We start from the raw sequence: 22,922 nt of genomic DNA on the forward strand, positions 1-22,922 counted from the left end.
GATGGCTCTCCAGAACACCCAGATCGCCGTCAGCCTCGCAACGCTGCTGACGGCCGCGCCGCCGATTGCTGGGGCGACGCCGCAGCTGCCCGTCAGCTACCAGCAGCAGCTCGGTCTCGGCTCCGGTACCGGCGCGGGACAGGCCGACAAGCTCTGGGCATCCGGCGCCCGGACGCTGGCACCGTCGGCGAACGAGGACCTCGACCTCGCCGGCACCCTGGTCGACGCGTTCGGGGCGGTGATCAACCTCGCCCGGGTCAAGGGGATCATCGTCGTCGCGGCCGCCGCCAACACCAACTCGGTCGTGGTGGGGGCCGCCGCGGCGAACGGCTTCTTCACCTGGGCCGGTTCAGCGACGGACAAGGTGGTCGTCCGGCCGGGCGGCGTGTTCGCGCTGTTCGCCCCGGACGCGACCGCGTACCCGGTGACGAGCGGCACGGCGGACCTGCTGCGGGTCACCAACGGCGGCGCAGGCACCAGCGTGCAGTACGACGTCATCGTGATCGGCTCCAGCGCGTAGGAGGTGGTGCTCGATGGCCCGCGTCTACGCCACCGTGGCGGACTACACCGCCTACACCCGGCAGGGCGCCCCGCCGGGTATCGACCGGCTCCTCGCCCAGGCATCCGCCTTCGTCGAGTCGCAGGTGCTGCGGCTGGCCGTGTACGACGTCGACCCCACGACCAGCCTGCCCACCCATCCGGCCGTGCAGGCCGCGATCCGCGACGCCGTGTGCGCCCAGGCGGAGTGGTGGGGGGAGACCGGTGATCCGCTCGGAGTCGCCGGGCAGTGGCAGACCCTGCGGATCGGCTCTGTGCATCTCCAGGGGCCGGCGAACTCGGGCGCTCAGTCGACGGCCCGTCAGCTCGCCCCGGCCGTACAGGACGCCCTCGGGTCGATGGATCTCGTCGGGCACTTCCGGTCCGGTCCGCTGTGGCAGGGCGGTCCCTGGTGAGGCTGCCCGCAGTGCTGCTGCGGCACCTCGTGACGGTGGAGCCGTACCTCGGCCAGTCTGCCAACGGCCCGAAGTTCGGGCCGCCGGTGACGGTCCGGGCGTTCGTCGACGAGCAGACCCGCGAGGTCCGCAGCTCGACCGGGCAGCAGGTCGTCTCCGGCGCGACCGTGTACTGCCAGCTCGGGCCGACAATGCCGCCGCTGTCGCGGGTGACGCTCGCTGACGGCCGTCAGACGCGCGTCATCAACGCCCACCGGCACGACGGCGCGGGCCTTCCCACCCCGGATCACCTGGAGATCAACTTGGAGTAGGAGGACCTATGGCCCAGTCGTCGTCGTTCCGTTGGGAAGGTCGGGCGTGGCTCGCCCGGACCCGGCAGGCCGCCGCTCGCGGGGTGGAGCTCGGCTTGGAGCACGTCCTCGCCGAGGCGAAGAAGATCGTGCCGCTGGACGAGGGCCCCCTGGAACGCTCCGGCAAGGTCACCGTCGACCAGGCCACCCTCAACGGGACGATCACGTTCGACACCCCGTACGCGGTCCGGCAGCACGAAGACCTCTCCTACAAGCATCTGCCCGGCCGCCAGGCGAAGTACCTCGAACAGCCCATGAACCAGAACCGCGAGCAGGTGCTGGCCATCACTGCCGCGACGATCCGCCGCGACTCCTTCCTCGGCGGCCGCGTTGGCTGACCTCGTCGAGGGCATCGCCCGGTACCTCACCGGTCTGGGCCTGCTCACCTACGACCCGGACGGCACCAACGGCGACACCTTCGCCGAACTCATGCCTGCTGTACCCGACCTGGCTGTCGCCCTCACCCCGTACGGGCTCGGCGAGCCCGACCCGGTGAACGACGACGACGAGGTCGGCCTCCAGGTGCGGGTGCGCGGCGGCGCCGATCCCCGCGTCTCCCGGCAGCTGTCCGGCCGGATCTACTCCGCCCTGCACGGCCTCGCCGGGATCGCACTGCCGGATGGCACATGGCTGATCCTCAGCGTTGCTGTGCAGACCCCGGCGTCACTCGGCATCGACGACGTCGGCCGCCACGAGCACGTCACCAACTACCGCATGAACATCAGCAATCCGACCGCTCACCGCAGCTAAGGAGGTGGCCGGATGGCCACGAAGAAGATCGAGGCCCGGGGGTGGCTGTTCCAGGTCGCCGTCGGTGCCACCCCCACCTGGACGCCGATCGCCGGGCTGACCACGTTCTCGTGGAACCCCGGCGACAAGGTCCAGGAGACCGAGACGACCGATTTCGACAGCGGCGGCCAGTTCGAGCAGATCGTGCTCCAGCGCGGCGGCTCCCTCAAGTTGGAAGCCCGGCGCCGCCTCGACCCCGCGACCGGCATCGCCGACCCCGGCCAGGCCGCCCTCGACATCCTCGCGCAGGGCCTCGCCGACAGCTCGGTCGGGCAGATCCGCTTCCGGTTCCGCACCGAGACGCAGTGGCGGAACTGGCCCGTCACCGCTAAGGCGTCCGAGCAGGGCGGCGCGACGAACGACATGTCCAAGTGGGGCATCGAGCTGACCCGCACCGGCGCCGAGACCCTGACGGCCGCCCCGTGACCCGCCGCAAGCCCGCGCGCGCCGTGCAGCGCCCGACCGTGCCCGAACCCGTCCCGCTGGTCGATGAGTTCGAGGACGACCTCGACGACGACGGCCTGGACGACTTCTATGAGGACGACGAGGGCCCGGAGCCGCTCGACACCACCGACGCGGACGCGTTCTTCGCCGCCGAGGTGCTCAGCTCCCGCCCGGCCGGCCTCACGCTCTACAAGCGCGAGTACGTCCTGCCGACCCGCACCCCGCTGTCCTTCAGTCTGCTCGCGGAGCGGCACGCCACCGACGAGACCCTCGACTCCTTCCGTACGGTCCTGACGCCGGTGTTCGGCGCCGACGCCCTGGACCACTGGATCGAGCAGGGCATGGACGCGCGACAGCTCGCGATCATCCTGATGTGGGCCGCGCAGAACATGGACAAGCCCGGCTCCGCGAGCCTGGCGGACTGCGCTCGCCGGTACGCCGAGCAGGAGGCCCGGGGAAAAGCACTGCCCAACCGGGCGGTGAGGCGCGCCGCTTCTGGCGGGCGGTCCTCGCGCACTGGACGCTCGTAGAGGCGGACCTGCGGCGCGAGTACGGCATCACCGCCGCCGAGCTCGCCCAGCTGTCCACCCGGGAGTTCCTGGTCTGCATCAGTGGCCTGTCCGACAACTCCCGCTGGCTGCCCGTGTTCCGGCAGACACCGGTCGAGGCCGCCACCCCCGAGGCCATCGCAGGCGTTTTCGGCACCTATCTGGGTGAGCCCGGCACAACTGAATAGCGGTACGGGGGTGGCCTGTGAACGTCGGCGAGCTGACGGCCACCTACGACATCGACGCCACGGGCGCCGAGGAGGGCATCGCCCGCCAGGAGCTCGCTCTACGCGGGCTGGCGCGGGACACCAATGCCACGGCGGCGAGCATCCGCCGCGACATGGAGGGTGCCCTCCGGCGCCTGCCCACCGTCCAGATCACGGCGGACAGCGGCCCGTTGGACGAGCGGCTCCTGGCCGTCCGGCACCAACTCCAGGATCTGGCCCGGGAGCGGGTCGGCGTCACCATCGACGCCGAGGAGGCCCAGCGTCGCCTCGACGGCCTCTGGGCAGAGCTGGAGGCCATCGGCGGAGCCCACCCGGAGCCGGCCGTCCGGGTGCAGACCGGCCTGGCGCACGCCGCTGTCTCCGACCTGGTCCTCCGGCTCGGCGAGCTGGCCCGGGAGGACCATGCGGTCGTCGTGCACGTCGCGGCCGAGCAGGCCGAGGCCGAGCTCGCCGCGATCGCGGAGGAGGCCCGCCGTGTCGGCGACCTGGACCCGCACATCGAGGTCCACGTCGACGAGGCCGGCGAAGCCGACCGGGCCGCCCGGGACTTCTCCCGGCTGACCGGCACCCTGACCTCGACGGGCAGTGCGGCCGGCGGCATGGCGGGCCGGATCGGGATGGTCCTCGGGTTGCTCGGCGCGGCCCTCCCGGTGGCCGCCGGACTGTCGGCGGCGCTGCTGGCGATCGCACCGGCGGCCGGGGTCGCGGCGACCGGGGTCCTGATGCTCGGCTCGGCCGTCGCCGCGATCAAGGTCGGCACCAGCGGGATCGGCGCGGCGCTCAAGGCTGCGTTCGCTCCTCCGGCGGGCGGCTCGTCCGGGGCGGTCAACACGGCCCAGCAGATCGCGAGCGCCCAACTGGCACTGCGCGACACGGTCCAGCAGACCGCCGACGCGAACGTCCTGGCCGCCCGGCAGGTCGGTGACTCCCAACGGACCCTCGCGGACGACGTCCAGGCGGCGTCGGCCGCGCAGGTGCAGGCGGCCCGTCAGGTCGCCATGGCCGAGCGGACCCTCGCCGACGCCCAGAAGGCCGCCCAGCAGGCCCAGCTCGACCTCAACGCCGCCCGGCACCAGGCCCGGATGGACCTGGAGGACCTGTCCAACCAGGTCGCGGACGCGGCGCTCTCCCAGCGTGGGGACGTCCTCGCCGTCCAGCAGGCCAAGCTCGCGCTCGACGCGACACTCGCCAACCCGGGCGCCAACCGGGCTGCTCGCGAGCAGGCACAGCTCACCTACGATCAGGCCGTCCAGCGGCTCCAGGAGCAGGGCCTCGCGCTCGACCGGCTCAAGGCCAAGCAGGCGGACGCCAGCCGGGCCGGGGTCGACGGCAGCGCGCTGGTCGTCTCCGCACAGGCGAAGGTCGCCTCCGCCCAGCGGACGGTCGGCGACCAGACCCAGGCGCTGACCGATGCCCAGGTACAAGCGCAGGCGCAGGTCGCGGCGGCACTGCGCAAGGTCGGCGATCAGGTCCGCAACGTCCAGGACGCCCAGGCCGCGCAGGCGCGGACCGCGTACCAGGGCGCCGAACAGGTCACAAAGGCTCAGCAGGCGCTTCAGCAGGCCGCGAAGTCGGCGGCCGGCGGCGGCGTTGATCCGCTGGCCGCCGCGCTCGCGAAGCTTTCCCCGAACGCCCGCGCGTTCGTCGAGGAGATCATCCGCCTCAAGCCGGCGCTGCACGATCTGAAACTCGACGTCCAGCAGCGCCTGTTCCAGGGCCTCAGCGGCGAGTTCCGCACGGCAGCAGAAACGATCCTGCCCGTCCTGCACGCGAGCCTGGACGACACCGCCGTCCACCTCAACACGATGGCGAAGGGCACCATCGAGGCAGGGACCGAACTCGGCCAGTCCGGGGTCCTTGGCCGGGCGCTCGCCTTCGCCAACAAGGGGCTCGGCAACCTTGCCGGGCTTCCTGGTCAGGTCGTCACCGGCCTGGTGAAGATCGGCACCGCCGCCGGGCCCGCGTTCGAACGGGTCACGGCGGGCGCCTCCGGGATGGCCACTCGGGTCTCCGACCGGATCGCTGCGGCGTTCTCCTCCGGGGGGATGCAGCGCGGCATCGACCTGGCGATCACGCTGGTCGGCCAGCTCGGCACCGTGCTGGGCAACGTCGGGTCGATCGTCGGCGCGCTGTTCGGGGCGGCCAATGCGAGCGGCGGCTCGTTCGTCCAGACGCTGGTCGTCATCACGGGCGCGATGGCGGCGGCGTTCCGCTCGCCGGAGGTGCAGGCCGGGCTGACGGCGCTGTACCAGACGATGGGTCTGCTCGCGCGGACCGCCGGCCCCCTTCTGGGGCAGGCCCTTCGCGCGCTCGGGCCGATCCTGGTCGCGCTCGCGCCCGGGGCCCAGGCGTTGATCCAGGCGCTCGGCCCGGCTCTGTCGGTCGTGGTCCGGGCGCTCGGTCCGGTCCTGACGTCGCTGGGGCGGGCCGTGTCCGCCGTGGCGGTCGCGTTCGCCCCGGTGCTGACGCTGATCGGCACGCTGGTCGGCGCGCTGCTCCCGGTCCTGGCACCGCTGTTGGACGGGGTCGCACAGATCGCCTCGCAGCTGGCTCCGCTGGTCGCCGCTCTCGCGCAGGCCATCGGCGGCGCGCTGGCCCCGGTGTTCGCCCAACTCCCGGTGATCATAAGGCCGTTGGTGACGTTGCTGACCGCTCTGACGGGCGCTCTGCTGCCAGTGCTGACGCAGCTGGTCGTGGCCCTGTCCCCATCGCTCGGCATGATCGCGCAGGCGTTCGGTCAGGTCATGGTGGCGCTGGCACCGGTGCTCCAGCAGCTCGCGGTGCTCCTGGGGCAGCAGCTCCAGGTGCTGCTGCCGCTGCTGATCCCGATCATCGCTGCGGTGGGGAAGTTCGCGGCGATCCTGGCCGGGAACCTGGCGCAGGCGCTGACCGGGATCGTCGTTCCGGCGCTGCGGATGTTCTCGCAGGTCCTGGGCGGCGACTTCACCGGGGCCGCCGAGTCGGCGCGGGAGGTGATCCGGGGGATCAAGGATCTGATCGTCCGCGAGTTCGTCCTGATGCCCGCGCAGATCGTCGGCGTGTTCGACGACCTGGCTGGCGAGCTGTACAAGGCGGGCGGCCGGATCATCGGGGCGCTCGTCGACGGCATCCGCTCCAAGGCGGGCTCCGTCACCAGCACGCTCGGCGGCGTGCTGAAGGACGCCCGCGACCTGCTCCCGTTCTCCCCAGCCCGCAAGGGCCCATTCAGTGGGTCCGGGTGGTCGCTGCACTCCGGCCGGGCGATCTCCACCGCCCTCGCCGAGGGCATCCTCTCCGGCCAAGGCCGGGTGCAGGACGCGACCGCCCAGCTGATGGGCACCGCCCACGGCCCCCTCGGCCGCCAACCGGCCTTCGCGGGCTCCCCGTTCGCGATGGCCGGCGCCGGAGCGGGCGCGAGCGGACTGCACATCGAGCACTACCACGAGTCCGAGTCCGGGTCCGCCCGCTCGACCGCCGAGGACCTCAACTGGCTGTACAAGGGCAGGGGGTGACCTGTGGCGGGTGAGCTCGTGACCGGCCCCGGCCTCATCCAGTGGGGCACCCTGCTGCTCGGCCGCTGGCAGGCCGGAGCAACCGTCACCCCCTACCGGTGGCAGAAACTCTCCGGCTGGGCCGAGACCCCCGGCCTGGACTCCGGCAACGCACCCAGGGCCCAGCAGCACGGCTCCTACGCGGGTCGCCTGCTCGCGCAGACCCGAACCGTCACCCTGGAGGGCCTCACCGTGCGGGCCCCGGCCGGGCAGATCGGCGCGGCCGTCCGCGCCCTGGAGGCCGCTACCGGCATCGAGCAGGACGAGCAGCCGCTCGTCGTCTGGCTCGACGACCGGGGCCCGATGATGATCCGGGCCCGCCTGACCCGCCGGGCCCTTGCGCCTGACGGCTCGTGGGCGCTCGGGTACTCCGGCGGCGGCGCCGTGCAGTGGGAGGCGACCGACCCACGCCGGTACGACCTCACCGAGCAGACCGCCTCCGCAGGGCTGCCCCGGTCCGAGTCGGGCCTCGACTGGTCCGTCACCACCGGACAGGTCCTGATACCCGCCCAGCAGGCCGGGCAGACACCGACGTCCGGATGGTGGGCCGCGCAGGGCCTGACCGTCGGCTCGGCCGGGCCGGCCGTCACGGTGACGGTCACCGCGGCTTCGGCCGGCACTCCGGCGATGGTCGGATGGTCCGGGACCGCCGCACCCGCGACGCTCGGCTGGCCCGTCACCGTCGGCCAGGCGGTGCGGTTCGTCGCCGACGCGCTCCCGCCGGGCGCGGCCCTGGCCGTGCACTGGGTGTCCGGCGCGGGCGCCTACCTGAGCCAGTCGGGCGAGACCGCCCCCGGCCTGGTCGTCGGCACCGCCCCGGCCGGGACGGCATACGCGCGGCCGATCATGATGTGGACCGCCGTCCCGTCCCCAGCCACCGTGCCAGTCGGCCAGACCCGCCTGTACATCCCCGACCCGGGGCCCGGTCTGCCATGGGGCTCGCCCACGGAGAGCGGCCTCACGTGGGGGACGCCCGGGTCGACAGGCGACATGACGTGCACCAACGCGGGCAGCGCCGCGACGTTCCCGGTGATCGAGATCCGGGGCCCGGCCACCACGCCGTCGGTGACACTGCCCGCCTCCGGGGTGGTGCTGGAGTACGACCTCACCCTCGCCGCGTCCGACGTCCTCGTGATCGACACCCTCGCCGGGACGGTGCTCCTCGGCGGCCAGTCCCGCCTCGGGTACGCCACCAACAGATCCCAGCCCGAAGGCACCTTCAGCCTCCCCAAACTCGCGACGTCGACGGTGTCGTTCCGCTCCTCCGACGCCGTCCCCAACCCCGCTGCCAGCTGCACCGTGCGCTGGCGCTCCGCCTACTGGTGAGGAGACCCCCGAGATGACCGTGCGCCCCGCCTGGCTCCTCAACCCCGGCCAGACCCGCGCCGACACCCGCGCCGCGCCGCTCGGCACCATGACCCCCGCCGACGCGATGACCACCAAGGCGGGCGTCATCCCGGGCGGCGCCCCGCTGCTGCTGACCGGCACCGGCATGACCGGCACCCTCAGCACCGGCCGAGCCACCGTCCAGGGCAGCACCGGGCAGGGCGCCTACCCGGTGGCCGTCACCTCCCCCGAGCCGTTCACCGTCGCCAACGGCCATGCGTCGCTGGCCCGGATCGACTCCGTGTTCCTCACGGTCTACGACCAGCTGTACGACACCTCCGGCCAGACCGCCGCCGCGATCGCCTACGTCCAGGGAACCGCCGCCAGCTCACCGACCGCACCCACCACCGTCCCGGGCTCCACCGCCTACCTCAGGCTCTGGGACATCGCCGTGCCGGCCGGGGCATCCGCCGGAGCGCCGATCAACTGGGCCTCCGCGCTGACCGACCGGCGGACCTACACCACCTCGCTCGGCGGCATCGGCTACGGCTCCGACACCACCCCCGGCGCCTACCCGGGCCAGTACCGCGACACCGGCGCCGGCCTGCAACGCTGGTCGGGCAGCGCGTGGGAAGACCGGATACTGCTCGGCGCCGACACCGAGCTCTACCGCTCCGCCCCGAACACGCTGACCATCCCCGACCGGCTCAACCTCGGCGCCGTCCTGTGGATCACCACCAGCGACGTCAACCAGAACGTGCTCGTGGGCGACGCCCCAGCCGGGCAGAACTCACGCCTGGCCGTCCTGCGCGTCGGCGGCTCCGACCGGTTCTCGCTGAGCGCGGACGGCAGCCTCACTCTCGCGGGCGGTCTCACCGTCGCCGGTGTCGGCGGTGTCCAGAACATCTACAAGTGGTCCACCCAGACCCAGACGACCAACACGTCGATGGTCAACGACGTCGATCTGTACTTCAACGTCCAGCCGAACGCGAAGTACATCTTCGACGGTCATCTCTCGTACTCCGGCGAGACGTTCGCAATTGGACCTGCCGATCTGAGGGCAGACTGGACCATCCCGTCCGGAGCGGACTTCGCGTGGCAGCGTGGCGGGTACCCGTCCAACACCACCGCGCAGGTCGACACCGTCCAGACCGACCACGCGACGGTGCGCGTCCTCGGCACCTTCGGCTCCGGGACCATCGTCACGGCCAGGTTCTCCGGCCGCGTCGCCACTTCCGGCAGCGGCGGCGTATGCCAGTTCAGGTGGGCCCAGAACAATCCGTCCGCGACGACCACCTCTATGCGCGTCGGGTCGTGGATTCGCGTCACCCGGGTCCAGTGACGGCCAGCCAGGGCTACCAGCTGCGGGTATGCGACCTGCGCACCGACCAGACCCTCGACATCCTCCCCGTCCAGGGCGTCTCATACGACGACTACATCGGCAAGACCGGCACTTTCTCCGGCACCATCCCGGTCCCCGACCGGCAGATGGCCCGCCGGGTGCGCGACAGCGTGATCCCCGGCCGCACCATGCTCCACCTGGAGCACGGCACCCAGCTGGTGTGGAGCGGCGCCCTGTGGACCCGCACCCCCACCCGGGACGCCCGTGGCTACCTCACCTGCCCCATCCAGGCGGGAGCTCTGGAGGGCTACTACCGCTCGCACCGGCTGCTCTTCGACACGCTCACCGCCGCCGGAGTCGACCAGCTGGACATCGCCCGCCAGCTCATCGCCTACGCCGCCGCGCAGGCCGGCGGCAACCTCGGGGTGGAGATCGACTACTCGCAGGCGTCCGGGGTACTGCGGGACCGCACCTACTCGCGGTACGACCTGCCGTCGATCGGCGGGTTGCTCGACCAACTCGCTGCGACGCAGTCCGGGTTCGAGTGGCGCATCCAGGTCTACCGGGACAGCGCGGGCGCCCGGCACCGGGCCCTGCGGCTGGGCTACCCCACGCTGAACGTCGGCACGACCGACCTGATGCTGTCCAGCCCCGGCCCGGTCAGCGCGTACTCGCTGCCGGAGGACGCGACGGGGATGGCCAACGCCTGGCAGTCCCGTGGCTCCTCGACCAACCAGAACCAGGCCGCTCAGTCGGTCCCGCTCATGTCCACGCTCCGGACCACCCCCGCCGACTACGCCACCGGATGGCCACGGCTTGACGGCACCAGTGACTACCCCTCTGTGGACACCCAGACCATCCTCGACCAGCACGCCGCCGCCGACCTCACCCGCGCGGTCCGGCCGACCGTCATCCCGTCCGTCTCCTACCTCACCGGCAGCATCGACCAGCCACTGCTCGGCTCCCACGCGCGGCTGCGGATCGTCGACGATTGGTATTACGACGGGCTCAACGCCCGGTACCGAATCGTCGGCCTGCGGGTGCAACCTGCGGAGCGCGGCCGGCCCGGCACGACCGAGCTGTACCTGGAGGCACCCTGATGGCGACCATCCCCCTGGACCTCCTCGACCGGATCAGAGCCCTGGAGGACCAGGTCCGGCAGCTGTCGGGCCGGGTGAATATCAGGCCGGCCATGAACCAGATCCTCAGCGGCAGCGTGGTCGTGGGCGAGGGCGGTACGTTCGAGGTCAACGACGCCGACGGCAGTCCGCAGTTCTATGTCGGCGGTATCTCCCCAGCTCACCCGGACGGCAGCCCCCAGCGCGGAGTCGTCGCCTGGCGGGAGGACGGCTCGATCGCGCTCTCGCTCGTCAGCTTCAACGCCAACCCGCAGGCTCTCGCCATATACGACCGCGCAGGAAACACCCTCCTCGCCGACGACACCACCGCCGCTGGCCTCGCCCGGCCGTACCTTGAGGCGAGCGGTTGGTTCGGCGCCGTCGAGCAGCCCGCGTTCGTCACCTCGAACACCTCGTTTGCCACGGTGACGCTGTCCCCCTGGTACAAGCAGCACCCCAAGGTGCAGGCGTTCTTCCTGGTCCGGTGCTCCGACAGCACGACCTCCGGGGAGATCCAGCTCACCGACGACGCCGGGACGCCGATCAGCTCGGTGATCCCGGTCAGCGCCGGATCGTTCTTCTACGGCAGCATCACCGGGCCGATCGCCGGGGCCCATGAGTCGCAGACCTACCTGCGGTGGCAGGCCAGGGTGGTGCCTGGCAGCACCGGCACCATCGGTGTCAAGGGACTGTCCACGTACGGCGTGCAGTCCTGACCGTGCCTCAGCGGTGGACTGGGTCACCGGTCGGCGCGTTGGTGTCCGGCGGCCCCTGCGTCGGGTACGGGCCCTGGTCGACCGAGATGGTCGTCTGCTGGGGCGTCGGGCTCGGCGCCGTCGTCACGGGGGGCGGGTCGGTGGGCGTGGTCACGGGTGCGTCCTTTTGGGTCGGGGCCTGCGCGGGTGCGGCGCTCTTCTGCTGACTGCGGGGACTGCTGCTTCGCGCCGTGGCGGTGGCAGGCTTCGTGCTTTCCGCCTGGGCTGGCACGACGGCCGTGGGCGAGGTGCTCGCCGAGGGCGATGGCGAAGGCGTCGGCGAGCTGGTGACCAAATCGGCGACCTGGAGCACCTGCTGCTGGGCCGGCTTCGGACTGTCCCCTGACCTGCTGGCTATCGCAACGGCGGTGCTTCCCCCCGCGATGACCACCACTGTGGCGATCACCGCCAGCGTCTGCCTCTTCAACATCCGTTCCCCCTCGGCTCGTTGGTGTACCCGCAGACGGTACTCGCAACAACCGACACATGACCATCACACACTGCCCCGGCGCCGCCTGGCCCGGGGCTTTCCCATACGCAGAAGGAGGTGACGGATGCGCGATGAGTTCGTCGCCCTGCTCCGTGAGCAGGTCGACTACCACGAGGGCCAGGACCACGACGGCACCTGGAACAACGTGCAGAAGTTCAGCGAGCAGACCCCGGGCCTGGAGTGGTCCGACGGCGAGCCGTGGTGTGCCACGTTCCAGGCATGGGCTGCCCACCAGCGCGGCATCGACAGCCTTTGGCCGATGACCGCCGGGTGCCGCGACGCCGTCGACTGGTGGCAGCGCCACGGCCGTTGGAGCCACTACCCGGTACTCGGCGGCCCGTTCTACCTCGGCCCCGGCGGTGGCACCCACACCGGGACCGTCTACGCCTACGACGGGGACACGATCTACACCGTCGAGGGCAACACGAACAACAACGGCTCGGCGAACGGCGACGGCGTCTATCTGCGCCAGCGACCCCGCCGTGGCCCCGGCAGCCCGTACGGCTACGGCGTTCCCGCCTGGCCCGAGGGCACCATCTCCGCCGACCCGGCTCTGGGCGGTACGCCCGCCGCCGAAGTCGGCACCCCCACAACCCCCGCACCGCCCGTCATCGAGGAGGACCCCATGGCCGCATTCACCGAGGCCGACATCCGCCGCTTCATCCGCGAGGAGGCCAGCGGCGTCACCGTCCGCGACGCCAACGCCTACGCCGTCCACTACTGGCTGCTCAACATGCTCACCGGCACCGTCCCGCCCGCCGCCGCACAGCAGCCCTGGGCCAATCTCGTCCCCCAGGTCCACGCCGCCCTCGCCCAGCTCCCCGCCTCCACCCTCCAGCAGCTCAAGGACGCCGTCGCCGCAGCGCTGCGCGACGGCACCGTTCACGTCCAGGTCGACGTCAACGCCCCTGCCCACACCGCCTGATCGGAGAGACCACCATGTCCGATGCTTCCCGCCGTACCGCCCGCACCGTCCTGGCGACCGTCCTCGCGCTCGCCGCCGGCCTGCCCCTGCTCGTCCACACCGCCGGGCTCCCTGAGACCCTGCCGGGTGTCGGCACCGTCCTGGCCGTCGCTGCGGCCGCGACGCGGCTGATGGCGCTGCCGCTGGTCGACCAGCTGCTGCCGGGCTGGCTGCGGACTGCTCCGGCGAAGGCCGAGCTGCCGCCACTCACCCCGCCGGCCCCGGCCGCCGACGTCCCGGCCCCGGCCTCCCTGGACGGGGGTGCTGGTGCCTGACGGGTCTACCGGCCTGGCCGGGCTGGACGCCGCAGTGGTGTGGGCCGGGGCCCTCGTCGCCCTGGCCGGTGGCCTCGGGCTGCTCTGGCGCGGCACCCGAGGACTGCGCCGAATCTTGCACCGCGCCGACCAGTTCTGGGACGACTGGCAGGGAACACCACCTCGGCCGGGCGTCCCCGGCCACCCGGGGGTGATGGCCAGGCTCAGCGCGATCGAGCACGAGCTCCACCCCAACTCCGGCGCGAGCCTGCGGGACGCGGTCAACCGCATCGAGGCAGGCATCAGCCCGACCGCCGAGAAGTAGACGAGCCGCCCCACCTCCTACGGGAGGTGGGGCGGCTTCGTCGTGCTCACCCGGCCGATCAGTGGCCCACTGGGAGTACTCAGACTGTGCCGAAGGCACCGGAAGCGGCAGCCTTCGCGAAGGCTGCCCAAGCCTCCTTCGAGAAGTGCAGTTGTGGGCCCTCGGGGTTCTTGCTGTCCCGAACAGGCACGATGCCAGTGGAGAGCAGATCCTCACTGATCTCGACGCAGTTGCCACCATCGCCGTCGCTGTACGTCGACTTGCGCCAAGTCAAGTTGCCGGAGGTTTTCACGTTCACTAGTCCTTCCATGGCACTGCGGATCAGGCGGGCAGAGTCGGGCGCTGACAGTGCGTCGGCTCGGAGACGATCATAGGCGCGCGAGCGCTCTCTGAGTCTCTCCGGGTCGTTGACCAAGTGGCCTCGCCCAAGGCTCTCCGAGTAAAGCCACTCCGGTCCGTCCGGAAGACTCGCCAGCACGTGCGACGTGCCCGCTGTTGATCGCTCGCCAAGCTCGAACGGGGAGACCTGCACGACGACGTTAGGTAGCTTTCCCGCCTCGATCAGGTGGCGAAGCTGGCCGTACATGACCTGCCGTCCGCCAACTATCCGCCGGATCACCGCCTCATCAAGCACCACGATCAAGAGGGGGCCGTCAGGCTCAAGAAACCGCCGCTGTCGGCTCATACGTGCCGCTACGCGTTCGCGGATCAGGTCTTCGTCTCCAGCGGCGTGCTGGGCGAACAATGCGCGGGCATAATCCGGCGTCTGCAAGAGGCCCGAGACTCGCGATACCTGGTAGTCGCGGATTGCATCGGCCTGGGCTTCGATCTCCGCGAAGCGCCTGAACCAGTCCGGGTGTTCGACTTCGGCGTGCCAGGCAACGTCATCCCATGCGCGGACCAACTGACCGTGAGTCCTGAGGACTTGGTCGATTTCCCGGGCGAGATCCCGGGACGGGACACGCTCCAATGCTTCGATCTTGACCACATGCGAGGCGGTAACGCTCAACTCGACGGCAAGCGACGCGACCGTGTCGTACCCGGCCCGTTCGCGTAGATCACGCAGTAGCCATGCGAAGGACTCAGGGGTTAAGTGTCGCCGCTCCATAGCGCGCCGACCAGCCATAGCGCAACTCCATTCAGGACAGGACTCGCTGTCTCCCAGTCAGTCTCGCCAAGTTACTACCCACCGCCGATGCTAAGTAGCAGAACGCGACGGAAGGTGGTGGCCGATGCGGACCCCCCAATACGCGCCCATGCCGGGCGAGTTGATCAAGGACAAGGTGACGGGCGCGACTGGCGTCTACATGGAAACGTGGTGCGGCCGGGTATACCTCCGGCCGGCGCGCGGTGGCGTCGAGATGCGCTGCAAGCCCGAGAACGTGCTACCGGCGCCGGGCAAGCTGCGTGGGCCGCAACACCCCTGACAGCAAATGCTGTTGCCCACAGGGACCTGAGCTGTGAGTCATCCCCGACGGCATGCCGGAGCTAGGGCGACCGGCCGAAGACCCCGCCGGACGGTGGGGCCGACCGATTCGGTTCCGTCAGGCCCGAGACTCCGTCACCAACGTGATGACCCGAACGTACGTCCTCTACGAGAACGACAGGAGGCGCTGGGCAGTCACCTGCTCCGGCCCCGCCGTGATGGGAGCGAACCCGAGATGACCCGAGCCGACCGTGACGTGCTGGCCGCCACCGGCGCCGTCTTCGCCCTCGCTGCCAGCGCTGGCGGAACCGTCGCCCTGCTGCTTGGCGGGCCAGGCCGCGAACGGATCTTCTGGGCCCTCCTGGTCGCTGCCGTCGCCGCCATGATCACCGTCGTCGCGTCCGGCGCCGTCCTCTCCCGACTCACCGAACGGGGCGCCGACAGATGATCGACGCGCCCAACTGCCCCACCTGCGAGGCGCCGACGGAGTGGGCCGACGACGACCAGCCCGACGTCATGGCGAGTTGGGATTGCCCGGCCTGCCGCACCTTCGGGATCTGGCTGCCGGACGACTACGTGCGTAGACACCCCGGCGAGGAGCAGGTGTTCACCATCGGACAACGCCCGGCGCTCCGTGTCCGGCACGCCGCCTAAGGAGATTCATGCCAGAACCTCAACCGGCCGCCCGTATAGCCGAGTTCTTGCGCGGTGCTCGCGCCGGACGCGCGGCGGCAGCGCGGTGACCCGTCAGTATCTGCCGCGCTGCCCGGCCTACGAGAAGCGGTCGTTCGCCACCAAAGACGACGCCAGCCGTTTCCTCACGAACGTCGGCAAGGACGGCCCACAGGACCCCCTGAAGCAGCTCCTGCCGAACCGGGCATTCCGATGCGACAAGTGCCCTCACTGGCACGTCGCATCCAAGATGATCCCTGCCAGTGCCACAGGCCGCCGACGCGGCACCGGGAAGCGCTGAATCCCCACGATGAGAGGACACCCCTCATGGCACATAGCGAGATTGACCCCACAGCCCATTCACGCCGACGCCTCGGCTGCGTCATCGTGCTTCGCGACCCCAAGGGCCGCGTACTCATGGTCGACCCGGCGTACCGGCCCGGTCTGATCCTCCCCGGGGGCGCCGCCCGCGACGGTGAGACGATCGCCGACGCTGCCGCCCGCGAACTCCATGAGGAGACCGGCCTTGTCCGCGAGTTGACGCACCTGGTCACGCTCGACCAGGTCCCCGCCGACCCGGAGACCGGTTCCGCCGAAGGGCTCAACGTGGTACTCGACGGCGGGACGCTGACCGAGGAAGAAACGGCAGCCGTCGCGCTGCCCGAGAGCGCCGAAGGTGAGCTGCTGGCGCTCGTATGGGTGCCCGTCGCGGATCTCGACAAGTACGCGCTGCCCTACCAGGCCCGGCGCGTCCGCGAAGCCGTGGCAGCGATCGGACGTGGCGACAGGCTGCCCGTCCTGCTGCACGGCGAGCGCGTCAGCGCCTAGGCCCCCAAGACTCCCGCTTCCGGTGTCGTGCCGGACACTAGCGATGCGGGTGCAGTGAGATCAACCAACTCCACTGTTTGGAAAGAGAGTTCAATATGTCAGGCTTCGCACTTCGTGATCGCGAGCGGGTGACCCTGATCTTCCCGCCGCCCCTGCCCACCCACGTCTACAACCCGGATCTCGGGTACAACGTCCTGGCGAGCACCGGAACCGCGCTGGTCGACAGCGTGAAAACGCTCATGCTCAGCCCCACCAGCTACCCCGGTACCAGCGACTCGGCCCGGCGCGACGAGCAGTGACCGACACCCGTGTGGTTATCGTCGCAGCAGACGACGACTATGCGGCGGACAAGGTAGTGCGTCACCTCAACAGGGGGCGCACCACCTTTACCCGCCTCGACCCTGGCCGCATGCGCGCCAGCACGCACATTCGTGCGGCAGTCGGCGAAGACCCCAACCACGACTCATGGTTGATCGGCGAACCCGTGGGACCGGAGACGGCCGTCTTCTGGCGCAAGCCCACTCCCGGGCGGGAGCTGCAAGGGGATGCCGCATGGGCCGCCTACGAAGCCACCGAGATGGTTCACGGTGCACTCCGAGCTTGCGGAGCTACCCGCTGGCTCAATGACCCGCATGCGGCAGCTCGGGCGAGCCCCAAGATTCCCCAGCTCACTGTTGCACGGGGTCTGGGGCTCTTGATCCCTGAAACGCTAGTGACCACGGACGCCGAGGAAGCTGCGCAGTTCATCGCTGCGGGGCCCACGGTCGTCAAGCCGTTCACCCAGCGCTACACGGACTTCTGCCCAGTCTGGGAGATCACTGCCAGTGACTCTCTCGACGGACTGGGCCCGGAGCCGTGCGCCTTTCAGCGTCGGGTCACCAAGACAGCTGATCTGAGGGTGACCGTAGTCGGCGAAGAGGTATTCGCCTGCCGTGTCCTGTCGGGTGAGCTGGACTGGAGAGTCATCACCGACCGTGCGGAGTTCGTCCCGATCCGGCTTGACCCCGATGTGGCGAAGGTGCTTCCGCTGTACCTTGCGGAGATGGGGCTCGCCTACGGGGCGTTCGACTTCGCCGAGGATGCTGACGGCGTACCGTGGTTCCTGGAGTGCAACCCGATGGGCGAGTTCGGCTTTCAAGAGGACAGCACGGGGGCACCGATCACCCGCGCAATGGCCGATTGGCTGCTGAGTAAGTAGGGAGACGGGCATGGAGCGTAGGGACGGTTGGGGCGGCCACGTGATCGACGGGGTCGTCCAGTGGAGCTCCGAGGATGGCCGCACGGTAACCGGCAAGCCCTGGGCCCCGTGCTCGCACACCGCTCTGCACAACCCGGTGGGCTCCACTCCGCACGCATGGGCTCGACGCGACGCCCTGTGGTACTGCACGGCATGCCACCGTGCGACCGTGGGCAGGCCCGTACCCGTGTGCGAAGACGGGGAACACCGGTGGTCCGAGGACCCCAACAAGAAGGACACGTGCACCGTCTGCTGGGCAGCCGTTACCGACATCTTCGCGGAACGGGGCACCCGACTCGGCAGCCGGTACGACCAGAAGCACTAGCGACGCCAGTGGCTGCCCCGTTTCTGTGCCCTCGTGGCGTGGAAGCGGGGCAGCCTCGTTTCTAACTCTCCGCCCCACCAAGGTGTGACGGTGGCGCGGACCGTCATGGTACAGCTGCCTCGGGTGAAGCTCAGTCGCCCCAGAGGATGCGCCAGAGCGGCATGTCCAGCGCGTGCGCGATCCTGAGCAACTGGTCTAGGTCCGGCGCCGACGACGCGTTCTCGAAGCGGCCGATGGTGCGGCGGTCCAGTCCGGCCTGCTCACCGAGGGTCTCTTGGGAGAGGTGCTGGGCGGCGCGCGCGGCGCGGAGCCGGCGGCCGACGGCGGCGCGCTCGGCGAGGAGCCAGTCGGGGGTAGGTGGCGGAGGTGCGGACACCCTCCGACGCTGACCGACTGATGATCACCAGTCTGTACGTGAATGCCGCCACTTAATCGAACAAAGTTCGGTACAATCCACCCACACCACCGCACAACGGGCCGGGGGGCCAAGATCCGGAGCACGCCCTGAACACCACCCCGCCACACCCCGGCCGGAGCCTCGCCCACCCCTTCAAGCTGACTATGGCGACTGCCGACCTGCTCGTCTCGATCCGGGCACTTGATCAGCTCATCAAGGACGACGACGGATCACCAGAACGCCAGGACGCGATCACCGCAGCGCGCACAACCGTGGCACGGATCTCCGAACGCATCTACCGGCACGGCAAAGCCTGCCGAGAGCGAGGCCAGGCCGCTCCTACATCCCCGCCGACTGCTGGCTAATCCCTGCCTGCCTGCCCAGCTCGTACGCCATCTGCACCGTGGAGACGGCCCCGAGAGCCCGCCGCATCTTGCCGAGCTCAGCCTGAACGCTCCGCTCCGAGATGCTGAGTTCGTTGGCGACTGTTGCCTGACCAGCCCCGGTGGCGAGGTGACGCATGATCGAGACCTGTAGCTCCGTCAGCGTGCTGTCACTGGGGAGCTCCAGCCCAGTCCAGACCGACGCCCTGGACCAGTCACGGTCGAACATCGCCGCGACGTAGTGGACCAGGCCCTCGTCGTGGATGATCATTGCCCGGCGCGGCTCTGCGCCGGGCCCCGTCCACGGGGTGTAGTCCTGGAGCACGGCCTTGCGGCGGTCGAAGATGAGCGCCCGCATGAACCGCTCGTCGAGAGTGCGGATCTGGGCGCCCTCACTGGTCATCTCGGCGGTCCAACCGGCCGTGGGCGAGTCAGATCGGACCGACGCGTGATAGAGCGTCCGGAACGCCAAGCCGTCCCGTAGAGCCCGGATGTCTCGGTGCCTCGACATCGCGAGCGTCGCTGCTGGCCGGGGGCCGTCGGGCTGCGCGGTGAGCACCTCCTGCGTGCACCCTGCCACGATCTGGGAGATCCGGGCGTTGATCGGTTCGACGCCCTCGATGTACTCCACCGCGCCCCGGATGACGTCCGACTGGTCGGGTCCGGTGATCTGGTAGGCGATCTCCAGGTCGCGGAAACGCTCCGGGATCGCGGCCGCCTCGGCCATCGCGCCGGCGGTCTGCTGGAGGATTCTCTCGCGGCGGGTGTTGGCTGCTTCTCGTGGGCTCAGGGCTATGTAGGCGTTCGCCGACCCGTTGGGGCAGGGGACCACGAGGCCGAACTCAAGGAGCTCACCGAGAGGGGCGCTCTGGGGCGCCTCGGCGCCGTGGAGGATGGCGAGGTAGAGCTCGCGCGCCTCCGTGCTGAGGTGCGCGCTATCGAACACTCGGACCGGTTTGCCCGAAATCACCTAGTACCGCCTTCGAGATTTCCGCATTGCGGGAACCCGCACCCTAGGCCCCTTGATCGCGGCATGTCGAACAAGAACACTAGTTCGCGTCACTGGCAATCGCGCCACTGTGATTCCCACCACCAGGCCCCGTCGCACAACACCGGGCCAGAGGAGGCACCATGAGGCGGGTCACTGCCATAGCGGCAGCTGCACTGGCAGTTGCTGGCGCCGCGCTGGCTCTCGGCGCTGCGGCGCCGTCAGCCTCGGCCTCGGCCGACACCGGATGGAACTTCGTGGCCCCGACGGCGCAGGGCGACACGGGATGGAACGCTCCGGCTCCCACCCCGACCAGTAGCCCCACGGTGACCGCCGCTGACACCGGCTGGAACTGACGCCGATCTCCGGGCTCGAAGTTTGGCTGATTCCCGCCTGCCCGGCCCCCGGAGATTCTCGTCCTCAGGAGCTGGCCGCTCCTCCCGCGACCGACGGGAGGAGCGGCCTTCGGCGGACCCCTCGCGATGCAGAACCTTGGAGGAGGGCCGCATCGACCTTGGAGGAGGGCGTAGGGCCCGCCGTAGCCCGCCGGGGTGGACACGTCCAACTCGGCGGGCTCTGCCGTTTCTACCACCCGTAGAACACGGCGCACAGCCCCCCAATCGGCGGGCAGGCCCAAGTACGCCAACCCCGTAAGCCCTGTACGCCAACGGCGAGACGGCTCACCACGGGTTTCGGAGGAATTTTGGATGGGCGACCGTAGAAGCAGTAGAAGCCCTGCCCCTCCGAGTGGAGGAACAGGGCTTCTACCTGGTACTTCTTCGCGTGGGCCTAACAGGACTTGAACCTGTGGCCTCTTCCTTATCAGGGAAGCGCTCTAACCGTCTGAGCTATAGGCCCTTGCCGCACTGAAAGATTAGCGGACCGAGGGCTGATCTCCCAAATCCATTCAGGCGGCGGTCCCGGTGGCCGAGTCGTGGACGTCCAGCTCAGGGTTGTCGGGGTGGGGGGCGAGCCACTCGGAGCGGGTGGCGGGGAGGCCGCTGCGGCCGGTGGTGGGGGTGCGGACGGCGAGGACCTGGTTGATGCCGATGCGGTTCTCCTCGAAGGCGAGGGCGCTGGCGGCCATGTAGAGGCGCCAGACCCGGGCCCGGCCGCGGCCGACGAGGCGGACGGCGTCGGTCCAGTTGGCCTCCAGGTTGGCGACCCACTCGCGCAGGGTCAGGGCGTAGTGCTCGCGCAGCGACTCGACGTCCCGCACCTCGAAGCCGGCCTCCTCCAGGAGGGAGACGGTGGTGCCGACGGGGGAGAGCTCGCCGTCGGGGAAGACGTACCGGTCGATGAAGGGGCTGGGCACGTGCGGCTGGCCGGGCCGGCTGGGGCGGCGGGAGATCTGGTGGTTGAGCAGGCGCCCGCCGGGGGCGAGGAGGGTGTGCAGGCCGCCCGCGTACGTGAGGTACTCGGCGCTGCCGACGTGCTCGGCCATGCCGACGCTGGAGATCGCGTCGAAGGGCCCGTCGGGGATCTCGCGGTAGTCCTGGAGGCGGATCTCGATCCGGTCGGTGAGACCGGCCTCGGCGACCCGCTCGCGGGCGAGGGCGACCTGCTCGGCCGAGATGGAGACCCCGACGGCCTGGACGCCGTAGTGCCGGGCCGCGTGCAGGACGAGCGAGCCCCAGCCGCAGCCGACGTCCAGCAGCCGCATCCCGGGCCGCAGGCCGAGCTTGCGGCAGATCAGGTCGAGCTTGGCCGCCTGGGCGTCCTCCAGGCTCTTGGCGGAGGGCTCCCAGTACGCGCAGGAGTAGACCATCGAGGAGCCGAGCACCAGCCGGTAGAACTCGTTGCCGACGTCGTAGTGGTGGCTGATCGCCGCGCGGTCGCGGCTGCGGCTGTGCACGCGGCCCTGCTGCCGGGCCTCCTCCGGCGGGGGCGTCGGCTGGAGGCCGAGCGTGCCCGTCCGCAGCGCGGTGGCGAGCAGCCGGCGGCCCTCGGGCCCGACCGCGTCCTTCAGCCCGATGCTCTGCCCGAGTTCCTCACGCCGCTCGGTGAACTCGGCGACGGCGGACAGCACCTCGTAGAGGTCCGCCTCCGGCGCGAGGTCGAGGTCGCCGGACACGTACGCCCGCGCGAGGCCGAGCTCGCCGGGCTGCCAGATCAGGTGCCGTACGGCACGGCGGTTGCGGAGCACCACCAGGGGCGCCCCGGCGGCCCCTGCCTCGCTGCCGTCCCAGGCGCGCACCCGGAGCGGGATACGCGCGCCCAGCAGCTCTTCCAGTGCCCCGACAAGTTGCGTTGCGACCTTTGCCATGGTGTGCCTCCCACCAACAGTTCCCACCCGTCACCGGGCCCCACACCGACATCGCGGACAGCTAATCCGACGGCGTCCACGGCGGTGCCGGTCGGCACGCCGGGACACGGCTGCTGTCACCCGAACGCCAGCGGGCCCCGAAGGCTGGAACGGCCTTCGGGGCCCGGGGATTCCGACACGGGGCAGTGCACCGGAGGCTGTGTCAGGTCCGGGCACCGCGAGGGAGAAGCGGAGGCGGTCAGTCCTCTTCGGCGAGGGTCAGCTCGATACCGCCGGTGAAGCCGGCGGCGGTGTTGTAGATGAACGCCGAGAGGGTCGCCAGGGCGGTCATCAGGACGACGTCGACCACCGCGATCAGGGTGGTGAAGATCATGACCTGGCCGAACCCGATGTAGTCCATCAGGTTGACGCCCGCGGAGGTGTCGGAGCCGGTGACCTCCTTGAGCGTGCTGTTCAGCGAGTCGAAGACGCCCAGCCCGTCGAGCGTCATCCACAGCACCGCCGCCGCGACGATGATGATCACGCCGACCGCCAGCGAGAGCAGGAACGCCACCTTCATGACCGACCACGGGTCGGCCTTGGTGACGCGCAGCCGCGCCTTGCGGACCCGGCCGGCCAGCGCGCCGCCCTGGCCCCCGGCCGGAGCCGCCGGGGCGTTGCCGGCCCGCCGGGTCGCCGGGGCGCCCGGGGCGCCCGAGTTCACCCGGGTGCCGCGCGCGGGCGTCGGCTGGCCCTTGTTGTACGTCGTCGGCTGCGAGAACCCGGCCGCCGGCGGCTGGGCCGGTGGCTGGGACGGCGGCTGCGGCATCCCGCCGTACCCGCCGCCCTGGCTCGCCGAGGCCACCGGCGGCATCAGCGAGGTGGACGAGGCAGGGTGCTCGGCCGGCGGCTGCGGCACGTTGCCGTACGGCATTCCGCCCTGTGCGCCCGGCAGGCCGCCCGCGGCACCTCCCGCAGCACCCGTCGCTCCACTCACCCTGGTCCT

General features: G+C 70.6%; 27 protein-coding genes and 1 tRNA gene. 21 read left to right on the forward strand and 7 right to left on the reverse strand.

Annotated elements, in window-relative coordinates; genetic code table 11:
• Window position 1: 1 nt before the first annotated feature.
• The 12 genes from ACR68M_RS16100 to ACR68M_RS16155 all read left to right on the forward strand — a co-directional run bounded on the left by ACR68M_RS16100 (window position 2) and on the right by ACR68M_RS16155 (window position 11,343).
• Window positions 2–520 carry a hypothetical protein gene (locus ACR68M_RS16100; protein ID WP_441251194.1) on the forward strand — a complete coding sequence of 173 codons (519 nt, stop codon included), beginning with the start codon at window positions 2–4 and terminating at the stop codon, window positions 518–520.
• A gap of 13 nt (window positions 521–533) precedes the next feature.
• A complete protein-coding gene (locus ACR68M_RS16105; protein WP_441251195.1) occupies window positions 534–953 on the forward strand; it encodes a hypothetical protein in 420 nt (139 codons plus the stop codon).
• Window positions 950–1,264 (forward strand): hypothetical protein, encoded by a 315-nt coding sequence (locus ACR68M_RS16110; RefSeq protein WP_441251196.1) that lies wholly within the window; start codon window positions 950–952, stop codon window positions 1,262–1,264. The genes ACR68M_RS16105 and ACR68M_RS16110 overlap by 4 nt, the downstream gene beginning before the upstream one ends.
• A gap of 8 nt (window positions 1,265–1,272) precedes the next feature.
• The gene (locus ACR68M_RS16115) at window positions 1,273–1,641 is read left to right on the forward strand and encodes a minor capsid protein (RefSeq protein ID WP_441251197.1); all 369 of its coding nucleotides are present in this window, start codon (window positions 1,273–1,275) and stop codon (window positions 1,639–1,641) included.
• Window positions 1,634–2,053 carry a minor capsid protein gene (locus tag ACR68M_RS16120; protein ID WP_441251198.1) on the forward strand — a complete coding sequence of 140 codons (420 nt, stop codon included), beginning with the start codon at window positions 1,634–1,636 and terminating at the stop codon, window positions 2,051–2,053. Before ACR68M_RS16115 ends, ACR68M_RS16120 begins: the two co-directional genes overlap by 8 nt.
• A gap of 12 nt (window positions 2,054–2,065) precedes the next feature.
• Window positions 2,066–2,518 carry a phage tail tube protein gene (locus ACR68M_RS16125; RefSeq protein ID WP_441251199.1) on the forward strand — a complete coding sequence of 151 codons (453 nt, stop codon included), beginning with the start codon at window positions 2,066–2,068 and terminating at the stop codon, window positions 2,516–2,518.
• A complete protein-coding gene (locus ACR68M_RS16130; RefSeq protein ID WP_441251200.1) occupies window positions 2,515–3,066 on the forward strand; it encodes a hypothetical protein in 552 nt (183 codons plus the stop codon). The genes ACR68M_RS16125 and ACR68M_RS16130 overlap by 4 nt, the downstream gene beginning before the upstream one ends.
• 223 nt (window positions 3,067–3,289) lie before the next feature.
• Window positions 3,290–6,802, forward strand: a complete 3,513-nt coding sequence (locus ACR68M_RS16135) for a phage tail protein (RefSeq protein WP_441251201.1) — start codon at window positions 3,290–3,292, stop codon at window positions 6,800–6,802.
• Between the two features lie 3 nt (window positions 6,803–6,805).
• Window positions 6,806–8,167: a hypothetical protein gene (locus tag ACR68M_RS16140; RefSeq protein ID WP_441251202.1), complete on the forward strand. Its 1,362-nt coding sequence runs from the start codon at window positions 6,806–6,808 to the stop codon at window positions 8,165–8,167.
• A 13-nt stretch (window positions 8,168–8,180) separates the two neighbouring features.
• Complete coding sequence (locus tag ACR68M_RS16145; protein ID WP_441251203.1) at window positions 8,181–9,509, forward strand: hypothetical protein; 1,329 nt, start codon at window positions 8,181–8,183, stop codon at window positions 9,507–9,509.
• Window positions 9,506–10,609: a hypothetical protein gene (locus ACR68M_RS16150; protein ID WP_441251204.1), complete on the forward strand. Its 1,104-nt coding sequence runs from the start codon at window positions 9,506–9,508 to the stop codon at window positions 10,607–10,609. Before ACR68M_RS16145 ends, ACR68M_RS16150 begins: the two co-directional genes overlap by 4 nt.
• Window positions 10,609–11,343, forward strand: coding sequence for a hypothetical protein (locus ACR68M_RS16155; protein WP_441251205.1), 735 nt, complete (start codon window positions 10,609–10,611; stop codon window positions 11,341–11,343). Before ACR68M_RS16150 ends, ACR68M_RS16155 begins: the two co-directional genes overlap by 1 nt.
• A gap of 7 nt (window positions 11,344–11,350) precedes the next feature.
• Here the strand turns inward: ACR68M_RS16155 and ACR68M_RS16160 are convergent, their stop codons facing one another.
• Window positions 11,351–11,497: a hypothetical protein gene (locus ACR68M_RS16160; protein ID WP_441251206.1), complete on the reverse strand. Its 147-nt coding sequence runs from the start codon at window positions 11,495–11,497 to the stop codon at window positions 11,351–11,353.
• 439 nt (window positions 11,498–11,936) lie between these two features.
• Here ACR68M_RS16160 and ACR68M_RS16165 point away from each other — a divergent pair, with 439 nt between their 5' ends.
• Genes ACR68M_RS16165 through ACR68M_RS16175 form a run of 3 tightly spaced genes read left to right on the forward strand, consistent with a single transcriptional unit; the run spans window position 11,937 to window position 13,415 of the window.
• The gene (locus ACR68M_RS16165; RefSeq protein WP_441251207.1) at window positions 11,937–12,797 is read left to right on the forward strand and encodes a hypothetical protein; all 861 of its coding nucleotides are present in this window, start codon (window positions 11,937–11,939) and stop codon (window positions 12,795–12,797) included.
• Window positions 12,798–12,811: 14 nt separating this feature from the next.
• On the forward strand, window positions 12,812–13,111 hold the full coding sequence (locus ACR68M_RS16170) for a hypothetical protein (RefSeq protein ID WP_441251208.1): 300 nt from the start codon (window positions 12,812–12,814) through the stop codon (window positions 13,109–13,111).
• A complete protein-coding gene (locus ACR68M_RS16175) occupies window positions 13,104–13,415 on the forward strand; it encodes a hypothetical protein (RefSeq protein WP_441251209.1) in 312 nt (103 codons plus the stop codon). The genes ACR68M_RS16170 and ACR68M_RS16175 overlap by 8 nt, the downstream gene beginning before the upstream one ends.
• A 79-nt stretch (window positions 13,416–13,494) precedes the next feature.
• On the opposite strand, the gene ACR68M_RS16180 is transcribed toward ACR68M_RS16175, so the two are convergent.
• Window positions 13,495–14,541, reverse strand: coding sequence for a helix-turn-helix domain-containing protein (locus ACR68M_RS16180; protein WP_441251210.1), 1,047 nt, complete (start codon window positions 14,539–14,541; stop codon window positions 13,495–13,497).
• A gap of 106 nt (window positions 14,542–14,647) precedes the next feature.
• Between ACR68M_RS16180 and ACR68M_RS16185 the strand changes: the two genes are divergently transcribed.
• The 6 genes from ACR68M_RS16185 (at window position 14,648) to ACR68M_RS16210 (ending at window position 17,539) form a co-directional block, all read left to right on the forward strand.
• Window positions 14,648–14,842 carry a hypothetical protein gene (locus ACR68M_RS16185; protein ID WP_441251211.1) on the forward strand — a complete coding sequence of 65 codons (195 nt, stop codon included), beginning with the start codon at window positions 14,648–14,650 and terminating at the stop codon, window positions 14,840–14,842.
• A 234-nt stretch (window positions 14,843–15,076) separates the two neighbouring features.
• Complete coding sequence (locus ACR68M_RS16190; RefSeq protein WP_441251212.1) at window positions 15,077–15,289, forward strand: hypothetical protein; 213 nt, start codon at window positions 15,077–15,079, stop codon at window positions 15,287–15,289.
• Window positions 15,286–15,495: a hypothetical protein gene (locus ACR68M_RS16195; RefSeq protein WP_441251213.1), complete on the forward strand. Its 210-nt coding sequence runs from the start codon at window positions 15,286–15,288 to the stop codon at window positions 15,493–15,495. The genes ACR68M_RS16190 and ACR68M_RS16195 overlap by 4 nt, the downstream gene beginning before the upstream one ends.
• A 345-nt stretch (window positions 15,496–15,840) precedes the next feature.
• Window positions 15,841–16,341 (forward strand): NUDIX domain-containing protein, encoded by a 501-nt coding sequence (locus tag ACR68M_RS16200; protein WP_441251214.1) that lies wholly within the window; start codon window positions 15,841–15,843, stop codon window positions 16,339–16,341.
• Between the two features lie 95 nt (window positions 16,342–16,436).
• The gene (locus ACR68M_RS16205) at window positions 16,437–16,640 is read left to right on the forward strand and encodes a hypothetical protein (RefSeq protein ID WP_441251215.1); all 204 of its coding nucleotides are present in this window, start codon (window positions 16,437–16,439) and stop codon (window positions 16,638–16,640) included.
• Window positions 16,637–17,539, forward strand: a complete 903-nt coding sequence (locus tag ACR68M_RS16210) for a hypothetical protein (RefSeq protein ID WP_441251216.1) — start codon at window positions 16,637–16,639, stop codon at window positions 17,537–17,539. The genes ACR68M_RS16205 and ACR68M_RS16210 overlap by 4 nt, the downstream gene beginning before the upstream one ends.
• A 494-nt stretch (window positions 17,540–18,033) precedes the next feature.
• Here ACR68M_RS16210 and ACR68M_RS16215 read toward each other — a convergent pair whose 3' ends face one another.
• The 5 genes from ACR68M_RS16215 to ACR68M_RS16235 form a co-directional block, all read right to left on the reverse strand.
• Window positions 18,034–18,279 carry a helix-turn-helix transcriptional regulator gene (locus ACR68M_RS16215; protein ID WP_441251217.1) on the reverse strand — a complete coding sequence of 82 codons (246 nt, stop codon included), beginning with the start codon at window positions 18,277–18,279 and terminating at the stop codon, window positions 18,034–18,036.
• A 360-nt stretch (window positions 18,280–18,639) separates the two neighbouring features.
• The gene (locus ACR68M_RS16220) at window positions 18,640–19,629 is read right to left on the reverse strand and encodes a LuxR C-terminal-related transcriptional regulator (RefSeq protein WP_441251218.1); all 990 of its coding nucleotides are present in this window, start codon (window positions 19,627–19,629) and stop codon (window positions 18,640–18,642) included.
• Window positions 19,630–20,455: 826 nt separating this feature from the next.
• Window positions 20,456–20,529 (reverse strand) — tRNA-Ile (locus tag ACR68M_RS16225).
• A gap of 49 nt (window positions 20,530–20,578) precedes the next feature.
• Complete coding sequence (locus ACR68M_RS16230) at window positions 20,579–21,937, reverse strand: class I SAM-dependent methyltransferase (protein WP_441251219.1); 1,359 nt, start codon at window positions 21,935–21,937, stop codon at window positions 20,579–20,581.
• A gap of 238 nt (window positions 21,938–22,175) precedes the next feature.
• Window positions 22,176–22,913, reverse strand: coding sequence for a DUF3566 domain-containing protein (locus ACR68M_RS16235; RefSeq protein WP_441251220.1), 738 nt, complete (start codon window positions 22,911–22,913; stop codon window positions 22,176–22,178).
• Window positions 22,914–22,922: the final 9 nt, after the last annotated feature.

Source organism: Kitasatospora sp. McL0602 (assembly GCF_052076145.1).
Taxonomy (GTDB): domain Bacteria; phylum Actinomycetota; class Actinomycetes; order Streptomycetales; family Streptomycetaceae; genus Kitasatospora.

What these genes read in the sequence shown, in the direction of transcription:
- ACR68M_RS16200 (WP_441251214.1), top strand. Translation starts at nt 15,841, where the DNA reads ATGGCACATAGCGAGATTGACCCCACAGCCCATTCACGCCGACGCCTC.
- ACR68M_RS16105 (WP_441251195.1), top strand. Translation starts at nt 534, where the DNA reads ATGGCCCGCGTCTACGCCACCGTGGCGGACTACACCGCCTACACCCGG.
- ACR68M_RS16165 (WP_441251207.1), top strand. Translation starts at nt 11,937, where the DNA reads ATGCGCGATGAGTTCGTCGCCCTGCTCCGTGAGCAGGTCGACTACCAC.
- ACR68M_RS16145 (WP_441251203.1), top strand. Translation starts at nt 8,181, where the DNA reads ATGACCGTGCGCCCCGCCTGGCTCCTCAACCCCGGCCAGACCCGCGCC.
- ACR68M_RS16190 (WP_441251212.1), top strand. Translation starts at nt 15,077, where the DNA reads ATGACCCGAGCCGACCGTGACGTGCTGGCCGCCACCGGCGCCGTCTTC.
- ACR68M_RS16155 (WP_441251205.1), top strand. Translation starts at nt 10,609, where the DNA reads ATGGCGACCATCCCCCTGGACCTCCTCGACCGGATCAGAGCCCTGGAG.
- ACR68M_RS16205 (WP_441251215.1), top strand. Translation starts at nt 16,437, where the DNA reads ATGTCAGGCTTCGCACTTCGTGATCGCGAGCGGGTGACCCTGATCTTC.
- ACR68M_RS16180 (WP_441251210.1), bottom strand. Translation starts at nt 14,541, where the DNA reads ATGGCTGGTCGGCGCGCTATGGAGCGGCGACACTTAACCCCTGAGTCC.
- ACR68M_RS16125 (WP_441251199.1), top strand. Translation starts at nt 2,066, where the DNA reads ATGGCCACGAAGAAGATCGAGGCCCGGGGGTGGCTGTTCCAGGTCGCC.
- ACR68M_RS16115 (WP_441251197.1), top strand. Translation starts at nt 1,273, where the DNA reads ATGGCCCAGTCGTCGTCGTTCCGTTGGGAAGGTCGGGCGTGGCTCGCC.
- ACR68M_RS16195 (WP_441251213.1), top strand. Translation starts at nt 15,286, where the DNA reads ATGATCGACGCGCCCAACTGCCCCACCTGCGAGGCGCCGACGGAGTGG.
- ACR68M_RS16170 (WP_441251208.1), top strand. Translation starts at nt 12,812, where the DNA reads ATGTCCGATGCTTCCCGCCGTACCGCCCGCACCGTCCTGGCGACCGTC.
- ACR68M_RS16100 (WP_441251194.1), top strand. Translation starts at nt 2, where the DNA reads ATGGCTCTCCAGAACACCCAGATCGCCGTCAGCCTCGCAACGCTGCTG.
- ACR68M_RS16185 (WP_441251211.1), top strand. Translation starts at nt 14,648, where the DNA reads ATGCGGACCCCCCAATACGCGCCCATGCCGGGCGAGTTGATCAAGGAC.
- ACR68M_RS16230 (WP_441251219.1), bottom strand. Translation starts at nt 21,937, where the DNA reads ATGGCAAAGGTCGCAACGCAACTTGTCGGGGCACTGGAAGAGCTGCTG.